Source organism: Rubripirellula reticaptiva, from assembly GCF_007860175.1.
GTDB classification, from domain to species: domain Bacteria; phylum Planctomycetota; class Planctomycetia; order Pirellulales; family Pirellulaceae; genus Rubripirellula; species Rubripirellula reticaptiva.
Genome location: NZ_SJPX01000001.1, coordinates 1,321,953 through 1,341,039, shown reverse-complemented (window position 1 = coordinate 1,341,039; position 19,087 = coordinate 1,321,953). Strand labels below are relative to the sequence as shown.

The window sequence follows — 19,087 nt, the reverse complement described above, 5'->3', positions numbered from 1 at the left end:
TTCTTCGCAAGAACAGTGGGCTGGCCGTAAGTGTCTCGAACGTTCTCATCACTCTTTCAACAGAACGCGACGGATCCAACCGAACGTGAACGCCGAACCTCCGACGCACCAGACCCCAATCACGTCGAGTTCGCTCATGAACTTGTTGGCTTCGGTCATGGTTTGCTCGAGCCTCGCGCGGATTTCGCCCATGCGGTTCTCAAGCGGAGTCCAAGCCGATGATGGTGATTCGATTTTTGCCGGATCGCGTTTGAGTTGTTCGGCATCGCGGTTGGTTCGTTTGATCGATCGAGCCAGCAACGAGGTAAAGTTCTCGCCGGCATTTTCGATCGACGAGAACCAAAACTCGTCTCGGGCGATCAACGCAACGGTTAGTGTCTCGGCACCACTGTCGACGATGGCGAATGCTTCGCTGTGCTCCGATTCAGTTGTCTCGGATTCGGGATCCACTTTCCAATGCGTCGCAAACTCGTACACCGAAAAATTTACTAATGCTATCGCTGCCGATTGCAATCCGGAAACTGTCAGACCAGCACTTTGGAACAGATCGATGCGACTTTCGATCGCGGTTTGGCGAGCAGCCGACACGAAGGCCGGTCGTCCCTTGGTTTCTTCCACCACCTCGTCAGCCATCCAGCGAACGATTCCAAGTTCATCTAGGGGAAGTGGGATCCGTTGGTTGATCTCGACGTCGAGCAACTTGTTCGCTTGTTTCTTATCGACCGGCGGCAACCGCACAAAGCGATTGACCGTTTCGGTCGTCGGCATACTGATCCATATTGGTGTCTCACCAGGAACGATTTCGTCGGCCATCGTTAAGATCGCATCGCGAATGACGGAAGACTTCGTTTGGCTACCGACGCGGCATGCCGGCTCAAGAAATTCGGCGGTGTAAATTGCAACGACTTGTACGGCACCCTCGGGGGTCAATTCCAAGTGAGCACCGCGGATGCCGCTTGATCCAACGTCGATTCCCCAGCAAGACTTGATTTTCTTCCGACTACGAATCGCCGACATCAGACCTTTTTTAGGCGGCGAAAAGTCGCCCTCGACACGAGCGATCCCAAGTCCCTGCAGAGCCAGGCCGAACGCGACGCTATGTCTTGCCAACGCGTTTCGATCAAACGATGTATCGCCGAACGAAAGCGATTGGGGATACGCCAAAATTCCCGCCTGCCCGCCCATCCAACTTCGGCGACCACCATCCCAATCGGCATAGGCCAGTCGTGGTTCCGATGCGCGTGAGCGAACAGCCTCGGATAACCGTTTCAACGTCACCTTCGCCGTTTCGTCGTCGGGCGATTCCTGGTTAAATCGAACACACAGTCGACCCAGCAAAGGAAGTGCGTAGGGTTCATTGGGGAACTGGTCCGCCAGCCAATGCACGTTGTCAATTCGTCCGCGAAGTCGCTCGGATTCTTCGTTCTGACATATCGCTGGGATGGCGCTGACGCATTGCAGGGCGGCCGTGTATTTGGATTTGGCGAGCTGTGCGTTTGCGTTGGCAAGCAGCTTTTGTGACAAGTCCCCGGCTAGCTTCGTATAGGTCGGATGGCTGGGGGCCAATTCATTGAGTTGGTCGAGAAGGCCACCCGCCACGACCCATTGTTTTGCCGAGACCGCTTGCCGAAGTTCTGCATCGATGTCGGCGATTTGCCCGAGGTGGTTTTTGCTGCGGGAGAGAAATTTTTGATCGTCGGGGCTTAGCAGTTGCGGTGGGACTTCGCCAAGCATTTTCACAACCATTGCATGGTCGCCTCGGTCGAACGCTGCGGCGGCTTGTCGAGTGTGCTGATCGAATTGGTTGTTGGTTTTTAACTTCAGCTGCTCGATCTTCTCAATGGCTTTGCGAGCGTCGCTGGCTTCTTTGGCGAACCGATAATCGTTGAGTTCGGCAACACGTCCCAATAGCGAAATCGAACGATCAAAGTCAAACGCCTTGGCTGCTTGCACGGCCTCGGCCATCGATTCGCCGTGCTTGGCGATGCGTTGATTCAACAGCGCAGCTAGATCGGTACCGCACGAACCACAGAACTTTTGCGTCAGCGAGACCTGCTTACTGCACGTCGCACAGGGTTCGACCAAAGTTTGGCCACATCCGGCGCAAAACAATTCGCCGTTGCCGTTTCTGTGTTTGCAGTTTCCGCACGTGTTTCCGACCGCGTCGGACACAGAGTTCATCGTTGTCATTTCATTCCTCACTGAAGGTCGACGATTGCACCGAGAACCGGAAACCAATTGCTGAAAGTTTTGTCGTCGGGGTCACCTATCTCGACGTAGCCGTGTTGGCTATCGCGATTGAACATCACCGTCGGACAATCCGCCGGGAAGGTCAGCACCAATCGATACTCGCCCGGTTTGGACGTTGGCGTTAGATTGGCTTTCAATTCTTTCGGTTCCACGCCGGTAACTTCGATCCTGCGACTAGCTTCGACTCGATTTCGGACAACTAGTTTGAACTGGTGTTCCTTGCCCGAATCTAGGGTTCCGACATCTAATCCATCCTTGCTGTGGATGTCAGGACTGTAAAAATTGATCGGTGCACGGACGTGGCCAGCCAGTTTGACCGTGCGAGTCATCACTTGGTCGGAGTTCGCATTTTTGAACGTCAACTTCACATCGCCGGCAAACTTGCCGCGAGACTTTCCGCTTGTTGATACGTTCACACGCCATGCCCACTTCGCGTTTTTGTCGAACAGACTAGTGTCGTCGATGGACAGCGGTTCGACGTTCCAATCGAAGCTTGGCAAGTCGCTTGCGGCCGAATCTAGGTAGAAGTCTTCGAGCAGTTGGCTGTAGACGGTGAACGATGCTCCAGGCATGTCGCCGGGGTTGGCCGACTTCATAACAACTTCGCTGGGCACGACCAATTCGGCGCGTACGTCGCCCTGGATTGTCAAAGTGATCTCAGGTTGTAGCGGGTCGTTCGTTTCGAGCGTCGCCGATTGCTCGTAGTTGTCCAGTTGGTATCCCGTGTTCCAAGTCAGTGTGACGTCGGTTTGGCCGCCGGGAAGAATGACATTGCTGCCCAGTTTTCCGACCGTACATTTGCAACTCGTTCGCTGAACGTTGATGGTCAAGGGTGCTTCGCCGTCGTTGCGAACGGTAAACGAATGGCTGACGGTGGCATGGGGGTCGAGCAAACCGAAATGAAACTCGGTTGTATCAAGCGAGGCGCTCGGACGAACGGACGAGGAAATGGTCGCGACTTCGCTTGCCCGCTGCTTGACCTCTGCGATCTTCGCTTTGAACGCCGGGCGAAGGGCTTTCGGAACACCGTGAGGTTCGTAGCTGACCGTGGCAATCAAGACTCCGGCGACCGTGGCAAGACTGGCCACAACCGCGATACCGGCCATCATTCGTTTTCCGAGCGTGTTCATCAGCGATAGGTATTTGGTTTAGATAGGGCAAAAAGGTTGTCACTCAAGAAGCCTCTGCGACTCAAGATGAATCGCAGAGGCATCGAATTTGATCAAGCAAGCATCAGGCTCAGTCTTCGAAAGCGCCCTTGAAGAAGGTTTCGCTCCAGAAGACGCCGCCATAGAACTGGTCGCGTGGCATTTCCGTCGTCGAATCGGCATAGCCGACGTCAACGATTTCGTCGTCGGTCAGCGGAGCAGCGTCATCACCGTTGGCGTCTTTGCCGACGGGGAAACCTGGGTTCAAGTAGCCATCGTTGTTCAGGTCATAGAAGACCTTGACGCTTCCGTCGCCCATCAACACGTTGACTGCACCGGCGTGAACGGCGAACCAGTCGCGGGTGTCTTGCAAGTACGTCGGGGCAGTGGTGATGTCCGCTGCGGTGAAGCTTGGGACGTAAGCGGTCGCAGCAGCCAAGTCCGCAGCGTAGGCAGGCCTGCAACCGTTGGTGGTCGCTTCGCCTTTCTCACAAAGTTGGTTCCCGACCAACGGTGCGCCACTTTGGATCAAGCGAACTGAACGTGTAGTAGCATCATAGATCGCAGGACCATCGTTGAACGATTCTGCAAGGATCGATCCAGCCGTGATGTAGGCAGCGGCTTCGTCGCTGTTCGGGTTGTAGACGCGACGGTCTGCTTGGCCGTGACGGATATCCAATGCCAAAACGGCTTCGTCGATATCGCCGGGGCCTGCGCAACCAACGAAGCCGAAGTTGCTCGATGGGATGCGAGAACGATCCAACTCGCGGGCGGCGATCGGACCGACGGTGCCGTTGAGTGCTTTGAAGTCCGGTTGTTCGACCGCGCCGCTGATGGCGTTGATCGTCGTTGCCGTTGTCGTGGTCAAGTAGGTGCTCGAACCGCTACCCACGCTTTGCGTGCGGACCATGCCGCGGGACAGATGCCAGCCGGTTGCATAGTTGGTGCTGAATCCGCCTTGCACGAAGTAACGCGAAACCAATTCGGCGCGTTCTGGGCTGTTGTTGGCGCTACCGCCGAAAAAGGTGGTGGGCGATGCGGTCGAGAATCCCTTCCACTGACTTTGGCCACACACGCCTGCGGACAAACGGTCCGGTCCGGCACCGGCGCGTCCACGGGTGGTGTCGCTACCGAGCAAGTCATTCAACTTTTCGGAACCCAGAAGCGGGTTCGACGGGTCGAGCGATTCGTTCAAGTTCGCTTCGCCCGTGTTTACTAAGTCAGCAACCCACCCAAACGTATCGGGGCATCCGTCACGACGGAGGTCGTAGGCACCGGAGCAGAATTGTCCGCCGGGGCTACGCGTGCTGAATTTGAACAGACCAACACCGATGTTCTTCAGGTTGGCTTGGCATTGTGCCGAACGAGCGGCTTCACGTGCCTTGGTGATTGCTGGCAGTAACAGGGCCGCCAACAGGGCGATGATCGAGATGACGACCAACAGTTCGATCAGGGTGAAACCTGATACTTTACGCAAACGCATACTTAAAATCCTTGGAATGTCTCTGGACGCGAAACATTGCCCGCGCCCAAAATTGTGATACCGGTAGAGTGGTGGGACGCGTCCCTTGAAGGTGACATTGGCTTCCGTCTGAACCGGATTCCAAAGACCAGGACCGTCTCCCACTCTGCTTTTTTCTATTGAGGTCTTAAACACGACGAAAGACGGTCGTGTTTCCCTCGCCGTCAACCTCTCTCGATCGAGAAGACGGCGAGCCACTTCCTACCGCAAACTGCGGCCTAAGCTTTATCAATCACGAAGTTGGTTAGGTCGCAATCCTCCTATGGTGACGCCTGCCGCTGCGAGCCTACGCCGACTCCAGCAATGAGTACGAATAAGAAACCTGAACTACTTTTCATTCCCGTGCGAACCAAGCGAGTAAAAACTCGCCAACTGCAACGTCTCTGCTTCGATTTCCGAGTCTGTCCAAAACGGACCATTCGTCGGCGTCACCACATCGGCACCATCGAAACCGTTGTTGATGAACCCATCGTTGTTCGCGTCGACAATTCCACGCACCGAACCGTCGGCCATCAACACGTTGACGACGCCCTGGTGCAGCGGTGACATGCCGCGATAGTCTTGACGCGTGTCATGGTTCCACTGCTTCAACCAACCGTCGGCACCTGTGCGATTCTTGCTGCCGACGGCGAACGTGGGCTTCGAAAGCAAGAAAGCACTGGGCGTTTCCGGCGTTCCGTCCGCGTCGTTGTCAATGTCTTTGCGATTGCCAATTGGGCCGCCGACGATACCGGTTCCGTAAAACGATCCGCTTTCTATCTCACCGACCGCGGCCGAGATTGTTCCAGTAGCAGCAGCATCGCACAGCAGCGGCACGGTACTCGACGAAGCCTTATTGCTATCCAAATCGCGAGTCGTCAGTGGTCCGCGAGTCACGTTGCGACTCTTGGTGTCCAGGTCAGTGCAAGCAGCGTTACCGGCATCGGGATTCCCGTCTTCGTCAAGCCGAAGCTCGGTACGTACCAAGAACCATGATGCGGCGAAGTTCGTGTTGTAGCCTTTCTGAATGGCTTTCTGATCAATCAATTCAGCGCGCTTCATATCGAGCGGCGACAAAGAGTCGTCCGAGATCGTTCGACACACGTTCTTGATCAACTGTCCCATTTCGTCGGTGTACGACTTACTGCCCAAATGATCGAGACAGTCCGTCGACTGCAATTCGATCAGCGGCATCGTCAACATTTGCTCAATCGCCTTGCTTGTCACTACCGAACTGCTGGGGCAACGCATCTCGCCAACCAAGACTCCTCGTTTGACCAGGTCTGCGACCCAGCCCTGTTCGGTGGGCACGCCGTCGCGTTGCAAGTCAAACGCACCGGTACAGAACGCGCCGTCGGGCGACTGGGCGCTCCGCGCGGTCAGCGTGACACCAAAGTTCCGCAAGTTGTTTTGACACTCGACACTGCGAGCGGCTTCACGCGCCTTCGACACTGCAGGAAGCAGCAGAGCTGCGAGTATGCCGATGATCGAGATGACAACTAGCATTTCAATAAGAGTGAATCCGATTCGTCGCATGTTGACAAGAAACTTGTTGTTTGAATTGTTCGTCGCGGCACTCGCGGGAACCGAACTCGATCCACACGACGGCCGTAATCACTACTGCGCTAGCCGGGCGGATTCCATCCGTCCGAATCAGGCAACGCGAGAATCCTTGTCGCCAAACCGCTTGGTTGCAACAGCCAATTAGCCATCTCACAGAGTCTTCATGGTTCCTGCACAATCGGCGATTGAGACAACTCGCCGCTTTGTGAAACCAGCGTCCTTAAATCTTGTAAAAAGCCGGCGATTTTGCGTATGTGACATCATCCGCACGGGGTTTGGTAAGATGGAGCGAATCGGAGATTCACGACTTCTTCACAATGATTCTTGCCCCCTTTGAGCGCCACTTTGTCAGCCGAAAACGCCTACCGCGACTCTTTAGCCTTGTCGTCGGATCAACTGCGATCGATTCAGTTAGGAAAGCTGAACACGATGCTGATGCAAGTTTGCGAGCGTCCGTATTTCTCTGGTCACTTGGCGGGTTCTTTGATTCCGCTCAAATCGCTCGAGGACCTAGCGTCATTGCCGCTGATGACCAAGGACGCGTTGCTAGGCGACACTCGATGTTCGCCTGGGCGGGTGTTTGATTTGCCTCGCTGCCAATACACGCGGTTACACCAAACCAGCGGCACGCGTGGATTTCCGATGGCGGTGCTGGACACGCCTGATGACTGGGCCTGGTGGCTGCGATGTTGGGACTTCGTGCTCGATGCAGCCAACGTGACCGATCAAGACGTTGCTTTGATGGCGTTTTCGTTTGGACCATTTATTGGTTTCTGGACCGCACACGATGCGCTGGTTCGCCGACGCGCGACCGTTGTTCCTGGTGGCGGCATGTCCAGCGAGAATCGCTTGCAGATGATCAACGACTATGAATGCACCGTCATGTGCTGCACACCGACGTACGCGCTGCACCTGTCCGAAGTTGCCAAGAAGCTTGGTATCGACCTGACTAGGAACACAGTGTCGCGAATCATCGTCGCCGGCGAACCGGGCGGCAGCATTGCGTCGATCCGCCATACGATCGAGCATGCTTGGGGTGCCAAGGTCATTGACCATACCGGTGCCAGCGAAGTTGGCGCGTGGGGTTTCGGCAGCGACGATGGCCGCGGCATTCATGTAATCGAAACCGAGTTCATTGCCGAATGCCTTGTCTTTGACGACGATTCACCGGGCGGCCGAACAGTAGACGACGGCGAACCAGCCGAATTAGTACTGACCAGTCTTGGACGTCTCGGCGGTCCGGTCCTTCGGTACCGCACCGGCGATATCGTTCGCGGCTATCGAAACCATGACCAACCGTGCAAGTTCCTGTGGCTCGACGGCGGAGTCCTCGGGCGATCCGATGACATGATCGTCATCCGCGGCGTCAATGTGTTTCCGTCCAGCATCGAAGCCATCATTCGCGAGGTCGAATCAACCGCAGAATTTCGCATCATCGTCACTCGCAAAAACCACATGGACCAATTAGCGATCGAAGTCGAAGCAGAGCAGTCCAGCGCAGATCGTTTGGCCGGACTGCTACGAGATCGATTGGCAATGCGAATCGACGTTCAAGCGTTACCTAGTGAATCGCTGCCAAAATTCGAAGCAAAAGCGAAGCGTTTGATTGATCGACGCTAGCCGAATGCAGTCGGGTTTCCCGGTACGTCAACGTTCACCATGCACAAACCAACCTTCCCGCTTGCGGAAGGGCAATGTCCCGAACTTAGTTTCGCTACGATCCCTTACATTACGATCCCTTACGAACCGCTAAAGCCAATGACACTTCGTGATCCCATCAAACCAAAACTCACACAGACTGATGTGGTCCCGCTTTCAATCGATCGCGATGGCGATACGACCATCGTGATCAAGTGGAGCGATGACACCACGACGCGATGGACAACGCCGCAGCTTCGCAAAGCATGCCCGTGTGCAACGTGCCGCGAAAAGAAACGGGGCGAGGCCGAGAAAGCCGATGCGAAAGGAAAGCTCGTCGGATTGCCAGTGCTAAGTGCCGCCGAAGCACGCCCTCTTACAATCGAGTCCATGCGACCGGTCGGCAGCTACGCTTACAACATTGCGTTCAGTGACGGGCATGGATCGGGCATCTTCCCATTCGTCTTGTTGCACGAAGGACCGTAGCCTCGGCCTACCCCCCTACCGAAGCCGATCGCGATGGGGAACCAACACGCCCCCCGGCCAGCGGCGCTCTACCGCAAGTTTCCGAGATTCGACAGCGCCGGTACGCCCAGATCGCCTATGATTCGGCAACAGAGGTTGGAAGGGACATTGCCAACCCACTTTTCTGCTTGGCTAAAGATAAGGGAATACGATGGGATTGTTCGACCAGATTCGTCAGTGGCTAACAAAGCCTGCAGACCCTCGACAACGGGTGTTGCGAGAAGAACGACGCAAGACCGATGCCATGGCCAAACGGCTCGATCGCAATCAACAGAAGGACAAGCGATCGACTCGAGAATCGGTCAACTCAAAGTAGCCTTTCGACCGTTAGTTCTCAGGTGCAAACGATTGCATCGAACCAGGATTTGGAAAGATGTCTCGGTAGAGCAAGAAGATTGCTCCGAACGAAACGGGAAAGAAAAAGAACACTGGCACGTAGCACATACAAACCAGAATCAGCGAAATGAAGGTCAGCACCACCATGTACCACGTGATGCCGAACAGGTTCTTTAGCGCTCCCTGCACACTTGCCTTCACCGCGTCGATCCCGCGCATATTGCGATCAGCAATCAGCTGGAACGCAAACAGGAACGGAATCGCAATCACGATGTTCAGGATGATTATTACCGGATAGAAAGCCAAAATCGCAATTGGAAAGCCTGGCGGAGGTCCGCCATTGCCGCCGTTCTGCGCCGCCGACGAGGCGATCGGCAAGATCACGATGACAAACATCGCGATCATCACCGGAATCATGACTACCATCGCGGCGGCCAAGACAACCAAGTAGGCGATGAACGATTCTTTGAATGAATCGAAGCCTCGAAAAAGCTGAGCGAACTCAACCGTCTCGCCGCGTTCGCGTGCGGCATAGCATCCATAGATGCCAACCAGCATTGGCCCCAAGATCAGGCCAAAAGGAACCGCCGACCCCACAATCATGCCGACAATCGTGATCCCCAGAAACAACCAGTACTGATCACCCAACATCCGGTAACCACGCTTTAATAGATCCAGCGGACGAACTTTGACTTTTCGGATCTGCAGATCGCAAACGGGCAGATGCGTCGACGGTGCATAGGGGTTTGATTGGCTCATAGAACGATCCGATTTCAAAAGGAAGACGTTGTTGTCGACGAGATCAAGTCACGCACGTTCACGCATTCTACGCCTTCGCGTCGAGAACGTAGGGGATTGGACACAGCCATCCCTGGCCCAAGTTAGAATAGCCGTGGGCGCCAAAAACAACTGCCGCGGCCAAATCCCTTCCTCCTTCGTTCTACCGAGTGTTGGCAAGTCACCATGAAATACGTTTGGATTGCCGCACTCGCGGGACTGTCCGCTGTTGCATCGCTTGGCGTGGGACACCGGCGCACAACTGCCAGTGACCACTTCCTGACAATTGGCGGCGGCTACGCGCCATCGGGAAACCAAGTATCGCTGGAAAAGAACGTGCTGCTGTTCCAACGGGTGATCAAAGCCACTTACGCCGCGAAGACAGGATCACCAAAGCCAGTTGCAGACACCTACTTCGCCGACGGCAACGATCCAGCGAGTGACCTGCAAGTGATTGACCCGGCGTCGATCCCCGAAGCCAATCGGTGGATGGCCGAACTGTTTGGTGATACGAACGACCTTGGCCTTTTCTACCGAAACCATCAAGTCCCGGGTGCCCGCGACGCAGCCACGGCCGACAACGTGCGACAATGGTTTGATCAAGCATCCAAGAATATCAAGTCAGGCGATCGCTTGTTTGTCTACGTCACCGCGCACGGAACCCCCAGCAGCAAAGACAAAAAGCCGTTTGATACCGAGATCGCGCTATGGGAAAATTCGTCGCTGAAGATGTCCGAGTTTTCGTCGCTGCTTGACAAATTGCCGGACGATATTGATGTCGTGGTTGTCATGGTGCAGTGTTACGCAGGTGGGTTTTCACGTTTCTGTTACGTCAACGGTGACCCCAAGAAAGGGCTGGCCAAACAGAGACGCGTGGGGTTCTTTGCAACCGTCCATGATCGGCCGGCCGCCGGATGCACGCCTGATGTCGATGAAACCAACTACGTCGAGTACAGCACTTATTTCTGGGCTGCAATACACGGTACCGATCGATCGGGCGATCCCATCGAACTGCCCGACTATGACAACGACGGCAAGGTCGGATTCAACGAGGCCCATGCCTACACGGTCATCAACGCGGCAACGATCGACATTCCACTGACCACATCAAGCGAGTACCTAAATATCCACAGCCGATTCGCTGGTGAACGTGACTCGGATGCCCAATTCGATTTATTGGCAAATGACGAAACTTATTCGTTGGTATTGCCGCTCGGCACACCAGCTCAACAAGCGATTCTGGAAGGCCTTTCATCGCGACTTGGACTCGACAGTGACGATCGGATCACCGTGGCGTGGGAAGCCGGCCAGCCCCAACGTGGTCGGCGGCGACCTCGGGCGCGCCGATCGGATACCGATGTTGAACTTGAAACGATTCGCAAACGCATCACGAGTGATTTGATCAAACGCTGGCCCGAGCTTGCCAACGTGATGAACCCAGTCGCGGTCGAACTGGTGACATCACGCGCCGACGAATTCGTCAGATCCATCAAGCGGCACCCCAAGTATGCGAGAATGGTCAAGCTGATGGATCAGGACGACACAGAAATGGACGAAGAAGAACGCCAAGCGATGCACATGCGATTCATACGCGTGGTGGATGACATTGTCCTCGCCGAGAACCTGCGGCGACTTGGCGACCGAAAACAAATCGCCGAATTTGGGGCATTGATCAAAGCAGAGGCCGCCGGTCTCTAGTCGCTTCGATCTCTGCTCGCCTCGATCGGACGACAAAAGCGAGCGGGTTCCACAAACTTTGCAACCGTTTTTCGAAGGGCCTCCATTGGCGAATCCCCTGCGTTCACTTCAACCACCACTTGATCGACCGCAACGATCGCGTTGTCAATCAACAACCTGATCACGATGATCATTCCTGTGACCGACATCGAATGATGTCGGAATTCCCCAACAGTCTTAGAGCAAACAGTGTCGTAAACCCAGACAGCGGTAGTGCCAACGCCACGACGATGGCACTTCGCCATCCCACAAGCGTCAACAAGACCAAGCCAATCGCAACCACGCCAAGCAGTAGATTTCCGGCGAGTGAAGACAACCGCTGCTCGCCGTACTTGTTTTGGTTAAGCATGATATCTAACGCCAAACCGGCCGGTAGCCGAGACTGATATTGATCGAGGACCTGCTGGAAATCAGCACGCCACAGGTCGATGCGCTGCGTCTTACGCACCATGACGCCAAGTGCGACCGCGGGGGGGGAATCATTGATGACAGCATCACGTGACAGCGGATCGGAACATCCGCGAGTGATGTCAGCGATATCGCCGACGCGTACGACTCGCCTAACAACACCCGACTTGATCAGCGTATCGCCGATCGCACCGGCTTGTTCAAATTGATCCGCAATTTCCATCGCCAACTGCTGGTCATCGGTGCGCATCATTCCCGACGCCCCCCTTTGCGCCGGATCCCTGCAAACGAGCAGCGACGGACGAGGCGTCCAGCCCTAGCGCGGCTTCCTGGCGATCATGACGTTAACGGGCAATGCGTGTGAACGGGACGTCGCACGATCGGCTGCCGAATCACTGGACGACAAACCGGCACCCGCCGGATCATTGTTTTGCTGAACCAGCCAACCAGCAGCGACGCTGACACATCCGTTTGTGCAAACCAGTATCGGCAATCGAGTCTTGAACCGTCGGTCACCCGAAGATCACATGGGGCTACGATTCATGGTGATTGCGTGGGCACCGACACAACGGGAAAAACCAGCTGGCGATTCAACGTTGGTAACCGCAACTGGTTAGGTAGGAATCTGTCGCAAGAGCGTCGCGCGGACTCGCGTTACAAGCTTTCGATAGCTGGCGGCGTGGTACAGCGGTGTCCAACCATCGCCGTCCATCATCGCGTTACAGTTCCGACGGATCGCGGCTAGTATGTCGCGAACGCCAACCTTTCCGAGTCCGGGCGAAGTCGAATCGATCATCATTCCGCCATAAGTCAGCGACCAAAGCCCAAACACGATTTTCTCGACCTTGGTACCTCCCCAGGCAACGACAAATCACCGGCTTCGATCGCTTGCTGGTCGACGCTAGCGACCCACGACACCGTTCGGCTTTCGCAATCCATTAGCGTTTCTGGTCGCCGATCACTGGCCTTTTCCCAGATCGTGGCGTGCCGGACCAGAGTCTCAATCGCGAGCAGGTCAGCAAACCGATTGCGGAAATCCTCGCAAGCAATCCAATCGCCGCCATCGAATTTCGCGAGGTCGACTCGGACTGCTGGCGATATGAAAGAGCGATAGCCGAGTCTCGGTACTCTGGATCGCCAGCGCGAGCAGAATTTTGTTCTTTGCAGGAAAAGGTGGTTATGGATCGTGCCGTTGGCGTATCGCATTTCGCGTGCGATGGCGCCCATGCTGAGCGCAGCAATCCTTCCCGCGGCTACCATCGGGCGGGCGAGCTGTAGGATCCGAGACTCGCGTTCACGAATCTCGATCTGCTTGGGTGAGTGCTTGACTATCGCCGGCAATGGCCGAGCAGTGGCCACCGTTCCCGCGAAGTCGCCCCGATTGAGGCATGCCGCCGCTACTGCGACGCGACGTACTCCACTGGATCGGCCTCAAGCAGCGATACCTCGAACCCGACTTGCCGCAACCGATTTTCTGCAATTTGCTTATCGGTGTGCGACAGTTGATCGGCGATCGACAGCCAATACGCCGGGTCGTTGATCAATAACTTGGCCAGGGTCCGCGGGGTATCAGGCGTTCGTTGCCGCAGTTGATTGCGAATGAAATCAAGCCGATCGAGCTGTTCAATGTCCAACGTGCTACGATCAACCGCATCAAGCGAAGCGAGCGCGGGTGTCCCCCAAGCCAGTATCGTTCGTACTGATTGGGTTCGAACGCCGCGGCGAGGTGAACGAAGTCCTTCGACGACTGTCGCAATGTCAGACTCGCTGAACTCGGCGGTTCCGGCGGCGGTCTCGGCGATCAAGATAGCCTCGGTCTGCTGGCATAGTGTCTGCAGTGACGTGCCTTGCAAGATCCGCGAGATCAAATGCCCAAAGTGAGCATCGAAATCAGCGGGATGACTGTGCCGAAGGTGCAGCAGCGTGGATGCGGTCACCGAAACGATTTCTTCCCTTTCTTTGCTGTCCGTCCGCTGCCAAACAATATCACCGGACCGTTGGTGATGCAGAACTGAACGTTGCGATCGCCCGGGCAAAAAGGATTCGATGCGCACCGCATCGGCGTCTTGAACATTGACGCGAAGGTCCTGGTGCGGCGTCTGGCAGATGTACTGAAGCGACGGTACGCCACGCTGGGCCGTAACACAGATGCTTTCGAAAACGTCACCTTCTCGACAGCTTTGCGAACCCTTTCGGTGTCGCGGTGGATCAAGGCACAGTCGGCCTTGAACTAACATGAACTTGACGACCCCAGGTTGGTTGTGAGCCCCGCCAAAGAAACCTGCGTCGCGAAATTCGGCGGTGCCAAACTCGCTGGGACTCGATCGCCCCGCGGCAAGACCCTCAGCCCCGGGCGGTCTTTGTGCGAAAGACGTCACGCCCGTGATGGACAAGCCGATTAAGGCGAACAGCAAACGCCACCTCATCCCTGAACCCTCTCTTTCCCCGAATTCTTCGGGTAGGCCGCTTCGCAGCGGCGATGGGAACGAACGGTACGGTGGACGCATTGGCCGACCCTCATCGGGCAGGCCGACGAGTCCATAGGTCAGTATCGCCTGAAACCGCTGAGTAAATGAAGAGGAACTTTTAATCAGTCCGCGCTACGGCGGTAAATCAGCCGCACATCGCCATCAAAGCGATCCAGCTCGCGAAGCTCAAAACGCCACGCTTGGTCCAGACTGGCAACGCCAACTCCGCCGATGGGACCAGGTGCTGCCGCACCCCCAAAAGCTTTGGCGCCGATGTAGACGTGGCATTCATCCACTTGATTCGCCGCAAAAAAGCTAGACAAAAGCTCGCCACCGCCTTCCAACATCACGTTGGTCGCACCGTTTTTCGCGAGCTCTCCAATCGCCTGATCGACCATCCCAACACCGTCGCCTGTCGCCACCGGAATGACTTTGGCTCCCAACGATGCGAGTTGCCGTAATTTTTCAGCATCCACTTCCGGACCAGCCACCAACCACAGTGGGACCCCCGCTGCAGTGCGGACGAGTTTGCTATCGATGCCGGGCAAACGCCGCCGACAAAACACAATTCGGTTGGCCACACGAGCGCCCGGCGGACGCGCGTCCAACATCGGATCGTCTGCGATCACGGTTCCCATGCCGACCACAATCGCATCGACGCGGCCGCGCAATTGATGCACCGCAGCACGCGACGACGCACCCGTGATCCACTGACTTTCACCGCTCTCGGTCGCGATCCGGCCATCAATCGTCATCGCCCACTTGGCGATCACCCAGGGCCGACCCTCGCGAACTCGTTTGATAAACGGTGCGTTCATCGCCGCCGCTTCATCGCCCAGAACTCCCACGGTGACTCCAATCCCCGCAGCCCTCAGACGCGTGATGCCGCCGCCGGCAACTTGCTCGAATGGATCCTGCATCGCAATCACAACCCGGCCGACACCGGCATCGACCAGCGCGTCGGCGCACGGTGGTGTCTTACCGAAGTGACAGCACGGTTCCAACGTGACGTAGGCCGTCGCTCCGCGAGCATCATCGACTGAATCGAGTGACTGCAATGCCGCGACTTCCGCATGCGGTCCGCCGAACTTAGCGTGATAGCCCTCACCAATCACGACACCGTCACGAACAATCAAGCAACCGACCATCGGGTTGGGTTCAACGTGCCCCTGCCCGCGCCATGCTAACCGAATGGCTGCGGACATAAAACGATGATCGGCGTCAGTGGAATCACAAAGAGACACGACTTCAAATCTCAAATCAAAAATTCTAAATCGAAACTCTCAGTGTTTCGCAAACGGCGAACCATCCGACCGACCAACTGGCCAGCCAGATCGATCAGTCCATTCCTGGGACCCACAACTTGCTGCCACCATCGGATGGCGGTGGACCAGCAGGTCCGGCCGGCCCCCCCGAACCACCACCGTCCGGAGTCCACAAACCACCGCCAGCAGCGGCTGGCTCTTGAGGAGGGCGACCACCGCGTGGCGAGCCGTCTGGATTGATCAAGCCATACTGGATCAACATCTGCTGCAAACGCGCCATCGTTTCAGGCTCGTTGCCGTAGCGAGTGGTCAGTTCTTGCAGCGTGTTTTGGAAACCCGGTCCATCACCCGCGGACAAACGCAGCCCGATTTCGCTCAGCAAAAGATTCGAAGTTGAAAGACCATTGCTCGCGGCGAAGGCTTTAGCTTTATCCATCAACTCGATGGCTTCGGTAGCGCCTTCCGCAGCGTTGATCAACGACATGTAGGCGAGCAACTTGGCTGGCTTCTGTTCGTCGGTCAAATCCGCATCGATCAAACGCGTCGCCAATCGGCGAGTCGCTGGCGTTGCCGAAACCTGTTGAGCGCGCTGAAGCAAGTAGATCATCGATTCGCCGTTCAAACCGCTTGGGTCAACCAAGTTCAGATCTTCGTTGGCGATCGATTCAGTCTGCTCGTCGGTTGGCGTGATCATTGCCAGCGGCGCCAAGCCCGCCAACTTAACCACTTCGTCCATCACAACGTCGCCCTTTGCCGCGATCGAATCGTATTGTTGGACAATGCGTACCACAGCAGTTCGCTCGAGCAATTTCGATTCGTCGCCAGCTAAATCTTGCAGCGATGCTCCGCCAAGAATCGGCAACTTCAGCGATACGATTGCGGCAGCCATGCGAGTATTGGACAGCTCGTTTTGCAGCTTCTCGGCTTCGGCAGGATTTGCCTTGAACCGCAACATCGCAATCGCTGGCTGGCAACCCACCAACAACGGCAACTGTTCGCCGTCTGTTTCTGTCCATGTCAAACCGCTCAGTACACCATCGATGCGTGATCGCACTTCGGCAACGTTTTCCTTCCGAACTTCGATGACTTCGACACGAGCCGAACGGTCGGTTTGCCGACCGTAAACGAACACCATCGCGATCGCTTCGGGGACGTCATTGACCGCTGGCAAGACTTCCAACGATTCCGGTTTGTCGCGATCGAGAATCTGGAAACCAGACTTCGGCGGCACGTCCTCTTCGCTGGTCCGCATGCCTTGCAGCAAGTCGGCTGGCAACGAAACCATGCGAGCGTCGGTCATCAGCGCCATTTCGGCTTCGTCTGCCTTGTCAATATCAGCCGACAAAGTCACCGTCGCGACCGAAGCATCCGGGGCACCTGGCTTCGCCAGCGCTGACATCGCCAGATAGCGAGCACGTTGTTCGAAATCAAGCGACTCGCAAGCCGACAACTTCTTCAACAAATCTGATTGCGAGTCCGTGTCGCCACGCCAAATGGCACAAGTCAAAAGACCGAGCAGAATCGCGGGCTCTTTCGGAACGGTCCGTCGCAGCGACTCAAACTTCGTTTCAGCCAAGATCACCTTATTGCTTCGTAGCAGCGTCGCTGCTTCATCGAAACGCTCGCCCCACTCGACGCCTTCCGGTCGCTCGATCGGTTCGGGAATGGCCTTCATCAACTGGCTGATCGTCGGCGCTGAATTCAATTGACGCAGCACTGTCATCGCGGTTTGCCCACCCTGATAACCCGATGCCATCATCGCCAAGGTCGCGTAAACACGCGCGGTCAAAAAGACGCCGCTTTGAGCCAACGAGTATGCCAGCACCGACGACACGTCCAACACGAATGCGTCGACATCGCGACCACTTTCGGTCAACGCCTCTAACATCTTCGTGGTCGCTTCTTCTTGCTTGCCACGAAACAACAACGCGGCGGCCGACTGAGTCAGCGCCAGCGGGTTACTAGGCTGCAACCGAATGAACCGTTCGGCGTTCTCGGTCAGCGAATCGTACTCACGCAAATCCAGCAACAAGCGACCGCGAATCGCCAACGCCCAAGCCGCATCTGGATTCTCGGAAAGAATGTTCGACAATCGGTCAAGCGAGGGGACAACCTGTCCACCCTCGATCATGTTCATGATTTCGTCGAGTTCGTGAACGGAGTCCTTGCACTTGCAGAACTTGATTTTTTTGCCGCTGCCGCACGGGCAAATCGCGTAAGTATCGACAGTCATCGGAAAAATGGGTCCACTGGATAGGGATCGGATCTCGGTTTAGACACTGACTTTAGCACCTTTCCTCGCCCTCGCCGACCACCATACCACCAACCGGCAAAGCGACCTGTCCGTCCGCAAACGCGTCCCAAAGCCGCAGGTGTACGCTGGCAAGCGGTCGCCGACGTTACCTTGACCGCTCCGTGCCTCGAAACTTGCAAAAACCTAAACCGAACATTCTCTGGAAAAAGCTAGCGTCGCGATTCAATCGGTCGCTTTTGAACGGCTCTCAAAGCTGACTTCGCGGCCGGTCTGCGGGTGGACAAACATCAATCGTGCAGCGTGCAATCTCATCGGCGGATCCCCAACGCCCAGCGTTTGCTGCTGGCCCAGCTTGCCGCCTGGCAGATAAAGCGGATCGCCGACAATCGGAAATCCCATCGCCCACAAGTGAACACGGATCTGGTTCGTACGCCCCGTGATGGGTATCGCTTCGATTCGAGTCGTGTTGTCATGGAGTCTCTCCAGCACTCGAAAGATGGTTTCCGCCGGTAAACCATCCGGATGAACGGTTCGCGATCCAATCGTGTTCTGCTTAGGCGACAAATCCGCCGAACTTTGGATCGGCAGCTGACAAACGTAGTCATCCCAAGTCACATGCCCATGCACGACCGCGGCATACTGTTTTTTGACTTGCCGATTGGCAAACTGAGTCTGAATGGACGTAGCTGCAGCAGCCGTTCGGCAAACCACCACCACGCCCGTGGTGTTGGCGTCTAGCCGGTGAGCCATGCGAAGCTTGTCGTCGAGATAGACGGTTTGCAACAAACAAAGCAAGGTGTTGCGATTGAATCGCCCGCTGGGATGAACTGGCATCGGCGCGGGCTTGTCAACGACAATAATCGCGTCGTCTTCGTGCAGCACCACCACCTCCGGTGCAACATCCGGTTCGCACACGTCATGCATCGTGTGAACATACCGCTCACCCGCCAGCACGACTCGATCCGCCTGGGCACATTGACCGTCAATCGTGATGTCGCCCGCCGCGATCCAGTCTAGCCAACTCTGTCGCCGAGTCGGCGGATGAAACTCCAACAAGAAATTCAACAGCGACAATCCAGCTTGATGCCTGCGCACCCGCATCGAGCGTGGATTCTCGTACGGCCGCGCGCCGGGCAACGGATCAAATCGGAAGGTCTTGATCATTTCGGCCCGCGTTTACTCATGAGCGGAAAATAGATACCCGAAACTCCAACGCC

The 19,087-nt window shown here is 56.1% G+C and carries 16 protein-coding genes; 5 read left to right on the top strand and 11 right to left on the bottom strand.

Annotation, left to right across the window (positions count from 1 at the left end; translation table 11 throughout):
• Positions 1–48: 48 nt before the first annotated feature.
• From pilM to Poly59_RS04750, 4 genes are all read right to left on the bottom strand, one after another.
• A complete protein-coding gene (gene pilM, locus Poly59_RS04765; protein WP_146532866.1) occupies positions 49–2,190 on the bottom strand; it encodes a pilus assembly protein PilM in 2,142 nt (713 codons plus the stop codon).
• A gap of 8 nt (positions 2,191–2,198) precedes the next feature.
• Positions 2,199–3,380: a DUF1573 domain-containing protein gene (locus tag Poly59_RS04760; RefSeq protein WP_146532865.1), complete on the bottom strand. Its 1,182-nt coding sequence runs from the start codon at positions 3,378–3,380 to the stop codon at positions 2,199–2,201.
• Positions 3,381–3,489: 109 nt separating this feature from the next.
• Positions 3,490–4,881 (bottom strand): DUF1559 family PulG-like putative transporter, encoded by a 1,392-nt coding sequence (locus Poly59_RS04755; RefSeq protein ID WP_146532864.1) that lies wholly within the window; start codon positions 4,879–4,881, stop codon positions 3,490–3,492.
• A gap of 366 nt (positions 4,882–5,247) precedes the next feature.
• Complete coding sequence (locus tag Poly59_RS04750) at positions 5,248–6,435, bottom strand: DUF1559 family PulG-like putative transporter (RefSeq protein WP_146532863.1); 1,188 nt, start codon at positions 6,433–6,435, stop codon at positions 5,248–5,250.
• Here Poly59_RS04750 and Poly59_RS29250 point away from each other — a divergent pair.
• The 4 genes from Poly59_RS29250 (at position 6,434) to Poly59_RS29245 (ending at position 8,941) form a co-directional block, all read left to right on the top strand.
• Positions 6,434–6,607, top strand: a complete 174-nt coding sequence (locus tag Poly59_RS29250; RefSeq protein WP_186776016.1) for a hypothetical protein — start codon at positions 6,434–6,436, stop codon at positions 6,605–6,607. The genes Poly59_RS04750 and Poly59_RS29250 overlap by 2 nt on opposite strands.
• A gap of 200 nt (positions 6,608–6,807) precedes the next feature.
• The gene (locus Poly59_RS04745) at positions 6,808–8,082 is read left to right on the top strand and encodes a phenylacetate--CoA ligase family protein (RefSeq protein WP_246151384.1); all 1,275 of its coding nucleotides are present in this window, start codon (positions 6,808–6,810) and stop codon (positions 8,080–8,082) included.
• A gap of 39 nt (positions 8,083–8,121) precedes the next feature.
• Positions 8,122–8,586: a DUF971 domain-containing protein gene (locus Poly59_RS04740; RefSeq protein WP_246151383.1), complete on the top strand. Its 465-nt coding sequence runs from the start codon at positions 8,122–8,124 to the stop codon at positions 8,584–8,586.
• Positions 8,587–8,776: 190 nt separating this feature from the next.
• On the top strand, positions 8,777–8,941 hold the full coding sequence (locus tag Poly59_RS29245) for a hypothetical protein (protein ID WP_186776015.1): 165 nt from the start codon (positions 8,777–8,779) through the stop codon (positions 8,939–8,941).
• A gap of 11 nt (positions 8,942–8,952) precedes the next feature.
• Here the strand turns inward: Poly59_RS29245 and Poly59_RS04735 are convergent, their stop codons facing one another.
• A complete protein-coding gene (locus tag Poly59_RS04735) occupies positions 8,953–9,720 on the bottom strand; it encodes a hypothetical protein (protein WP_146532862.1) in 768 nt (255 codons plus the stop codon).
• Positions 9,721–9,924: 204 nt separating this feature from the next.
• Between Poly59_RS04735 and Poly59_RS04730 the strand changes: the two genes are divergently transcribed.
• Positions 9,925–11,436, top strand: coding sequence for a hypothetical protein (locus tag Poly59_RS04730; RefSeq protein WP_246151382.1), 1,512 nt, complete (start codon positions 9,925–9,927; stop codon positions 11,434–11,436).
• A gap of 169 nt (positions 11,437–11,605) precedes the next feature.
• Here Poly59_RS04730 and Poly59_RS04725 read toward each other — a convergent pair whose 3' ends face one another.
• The 6 genes from Poly59_RS04725 to Poly59_RS04700 all read right to left on the bottom strand — a co-directional run bounded on the left by Poly59_RS04725 (position 11,606) and on the right by Poly59_RS04700 (position 19,034).
• Positions 11,606–12,136: an efflux RND transporter permease subunit gene (locus Poly59_RS04725; RefSeq protein ID WP_146532861.1), complete on the bottom strand. Its 531-nt coding sequence runs from the start codon at positions 12,134–12,136 to the stop codon at positions 11,606–11,608.
• A 360-nt stretch (positions 12,137–12,496) separates the two neighbouring features.
• Positions 12,497–12,715 (bottom strand): hypothetical protein, encoded by a 219-nt coding sequence (locus tag Poly59_RS04720; RefSeq protein ID WP_146532860.1) that lies wholly within the window; start codon positions 12,713–12,715, stop codon positions 12,497–12,499.
• Between the two features lie 565 nt (positions 12,716–13,280).
• Positions 13,281–14,390, bottom strand: coding sequence for a hypothetical protein (locus Poly59_RS04715; RefSeq protein ID WP_146532859.1), 1,110 nt, complete (start codon positions 14,388–14,390; stop codon positions 13,281–13,283).
• A gap of 83 nt (positions 14,391–14,473) precedes the next feature.
• Positions 14,474–15,556 (bottom strand): bifunctional diaminohydroxyphosphoribosylaminopyrimidine deaminase/5-amino-6-(5-phosphoribosylamino)uracil reductase RibD, encoded by a 1,083-nt coding sequence (gene ribD, locus Poly59_RS04710; RefSeq protein ID WP_146532858.1) that lies wholly within the window; start codon positions 15,554–15,556, stop codon positions 14,474–14,476.
• A gap of 133 nt (positions 15,557–15,689) precedes the next feature.
• On the bottom strand, positions 15,690–17,849 hold the full coding sequence (locus Poly59_RS04705; protein ID WP_146532857.1) for a tetratricopeptide repeat protein: 2,160 nt from the start codon (positions 17,847–17,849) through the stop codon (positions 15,690–15,692).
• Between the two features lie 243 nt (positions 17,850–18,092).
• Positions 18,093–19,034, bottom strand: a complete 942-nt coding sequence (locus Poly59_RS04700) for an RluA family pseudouridine synthase (RefSeq protein WP_246151381.1) — start codon at positions 19,032–19,034, stop codon at positions 18,093–18,095.
• Positions 19,035–19,087 lie beyond the last annotated feature (53 nt).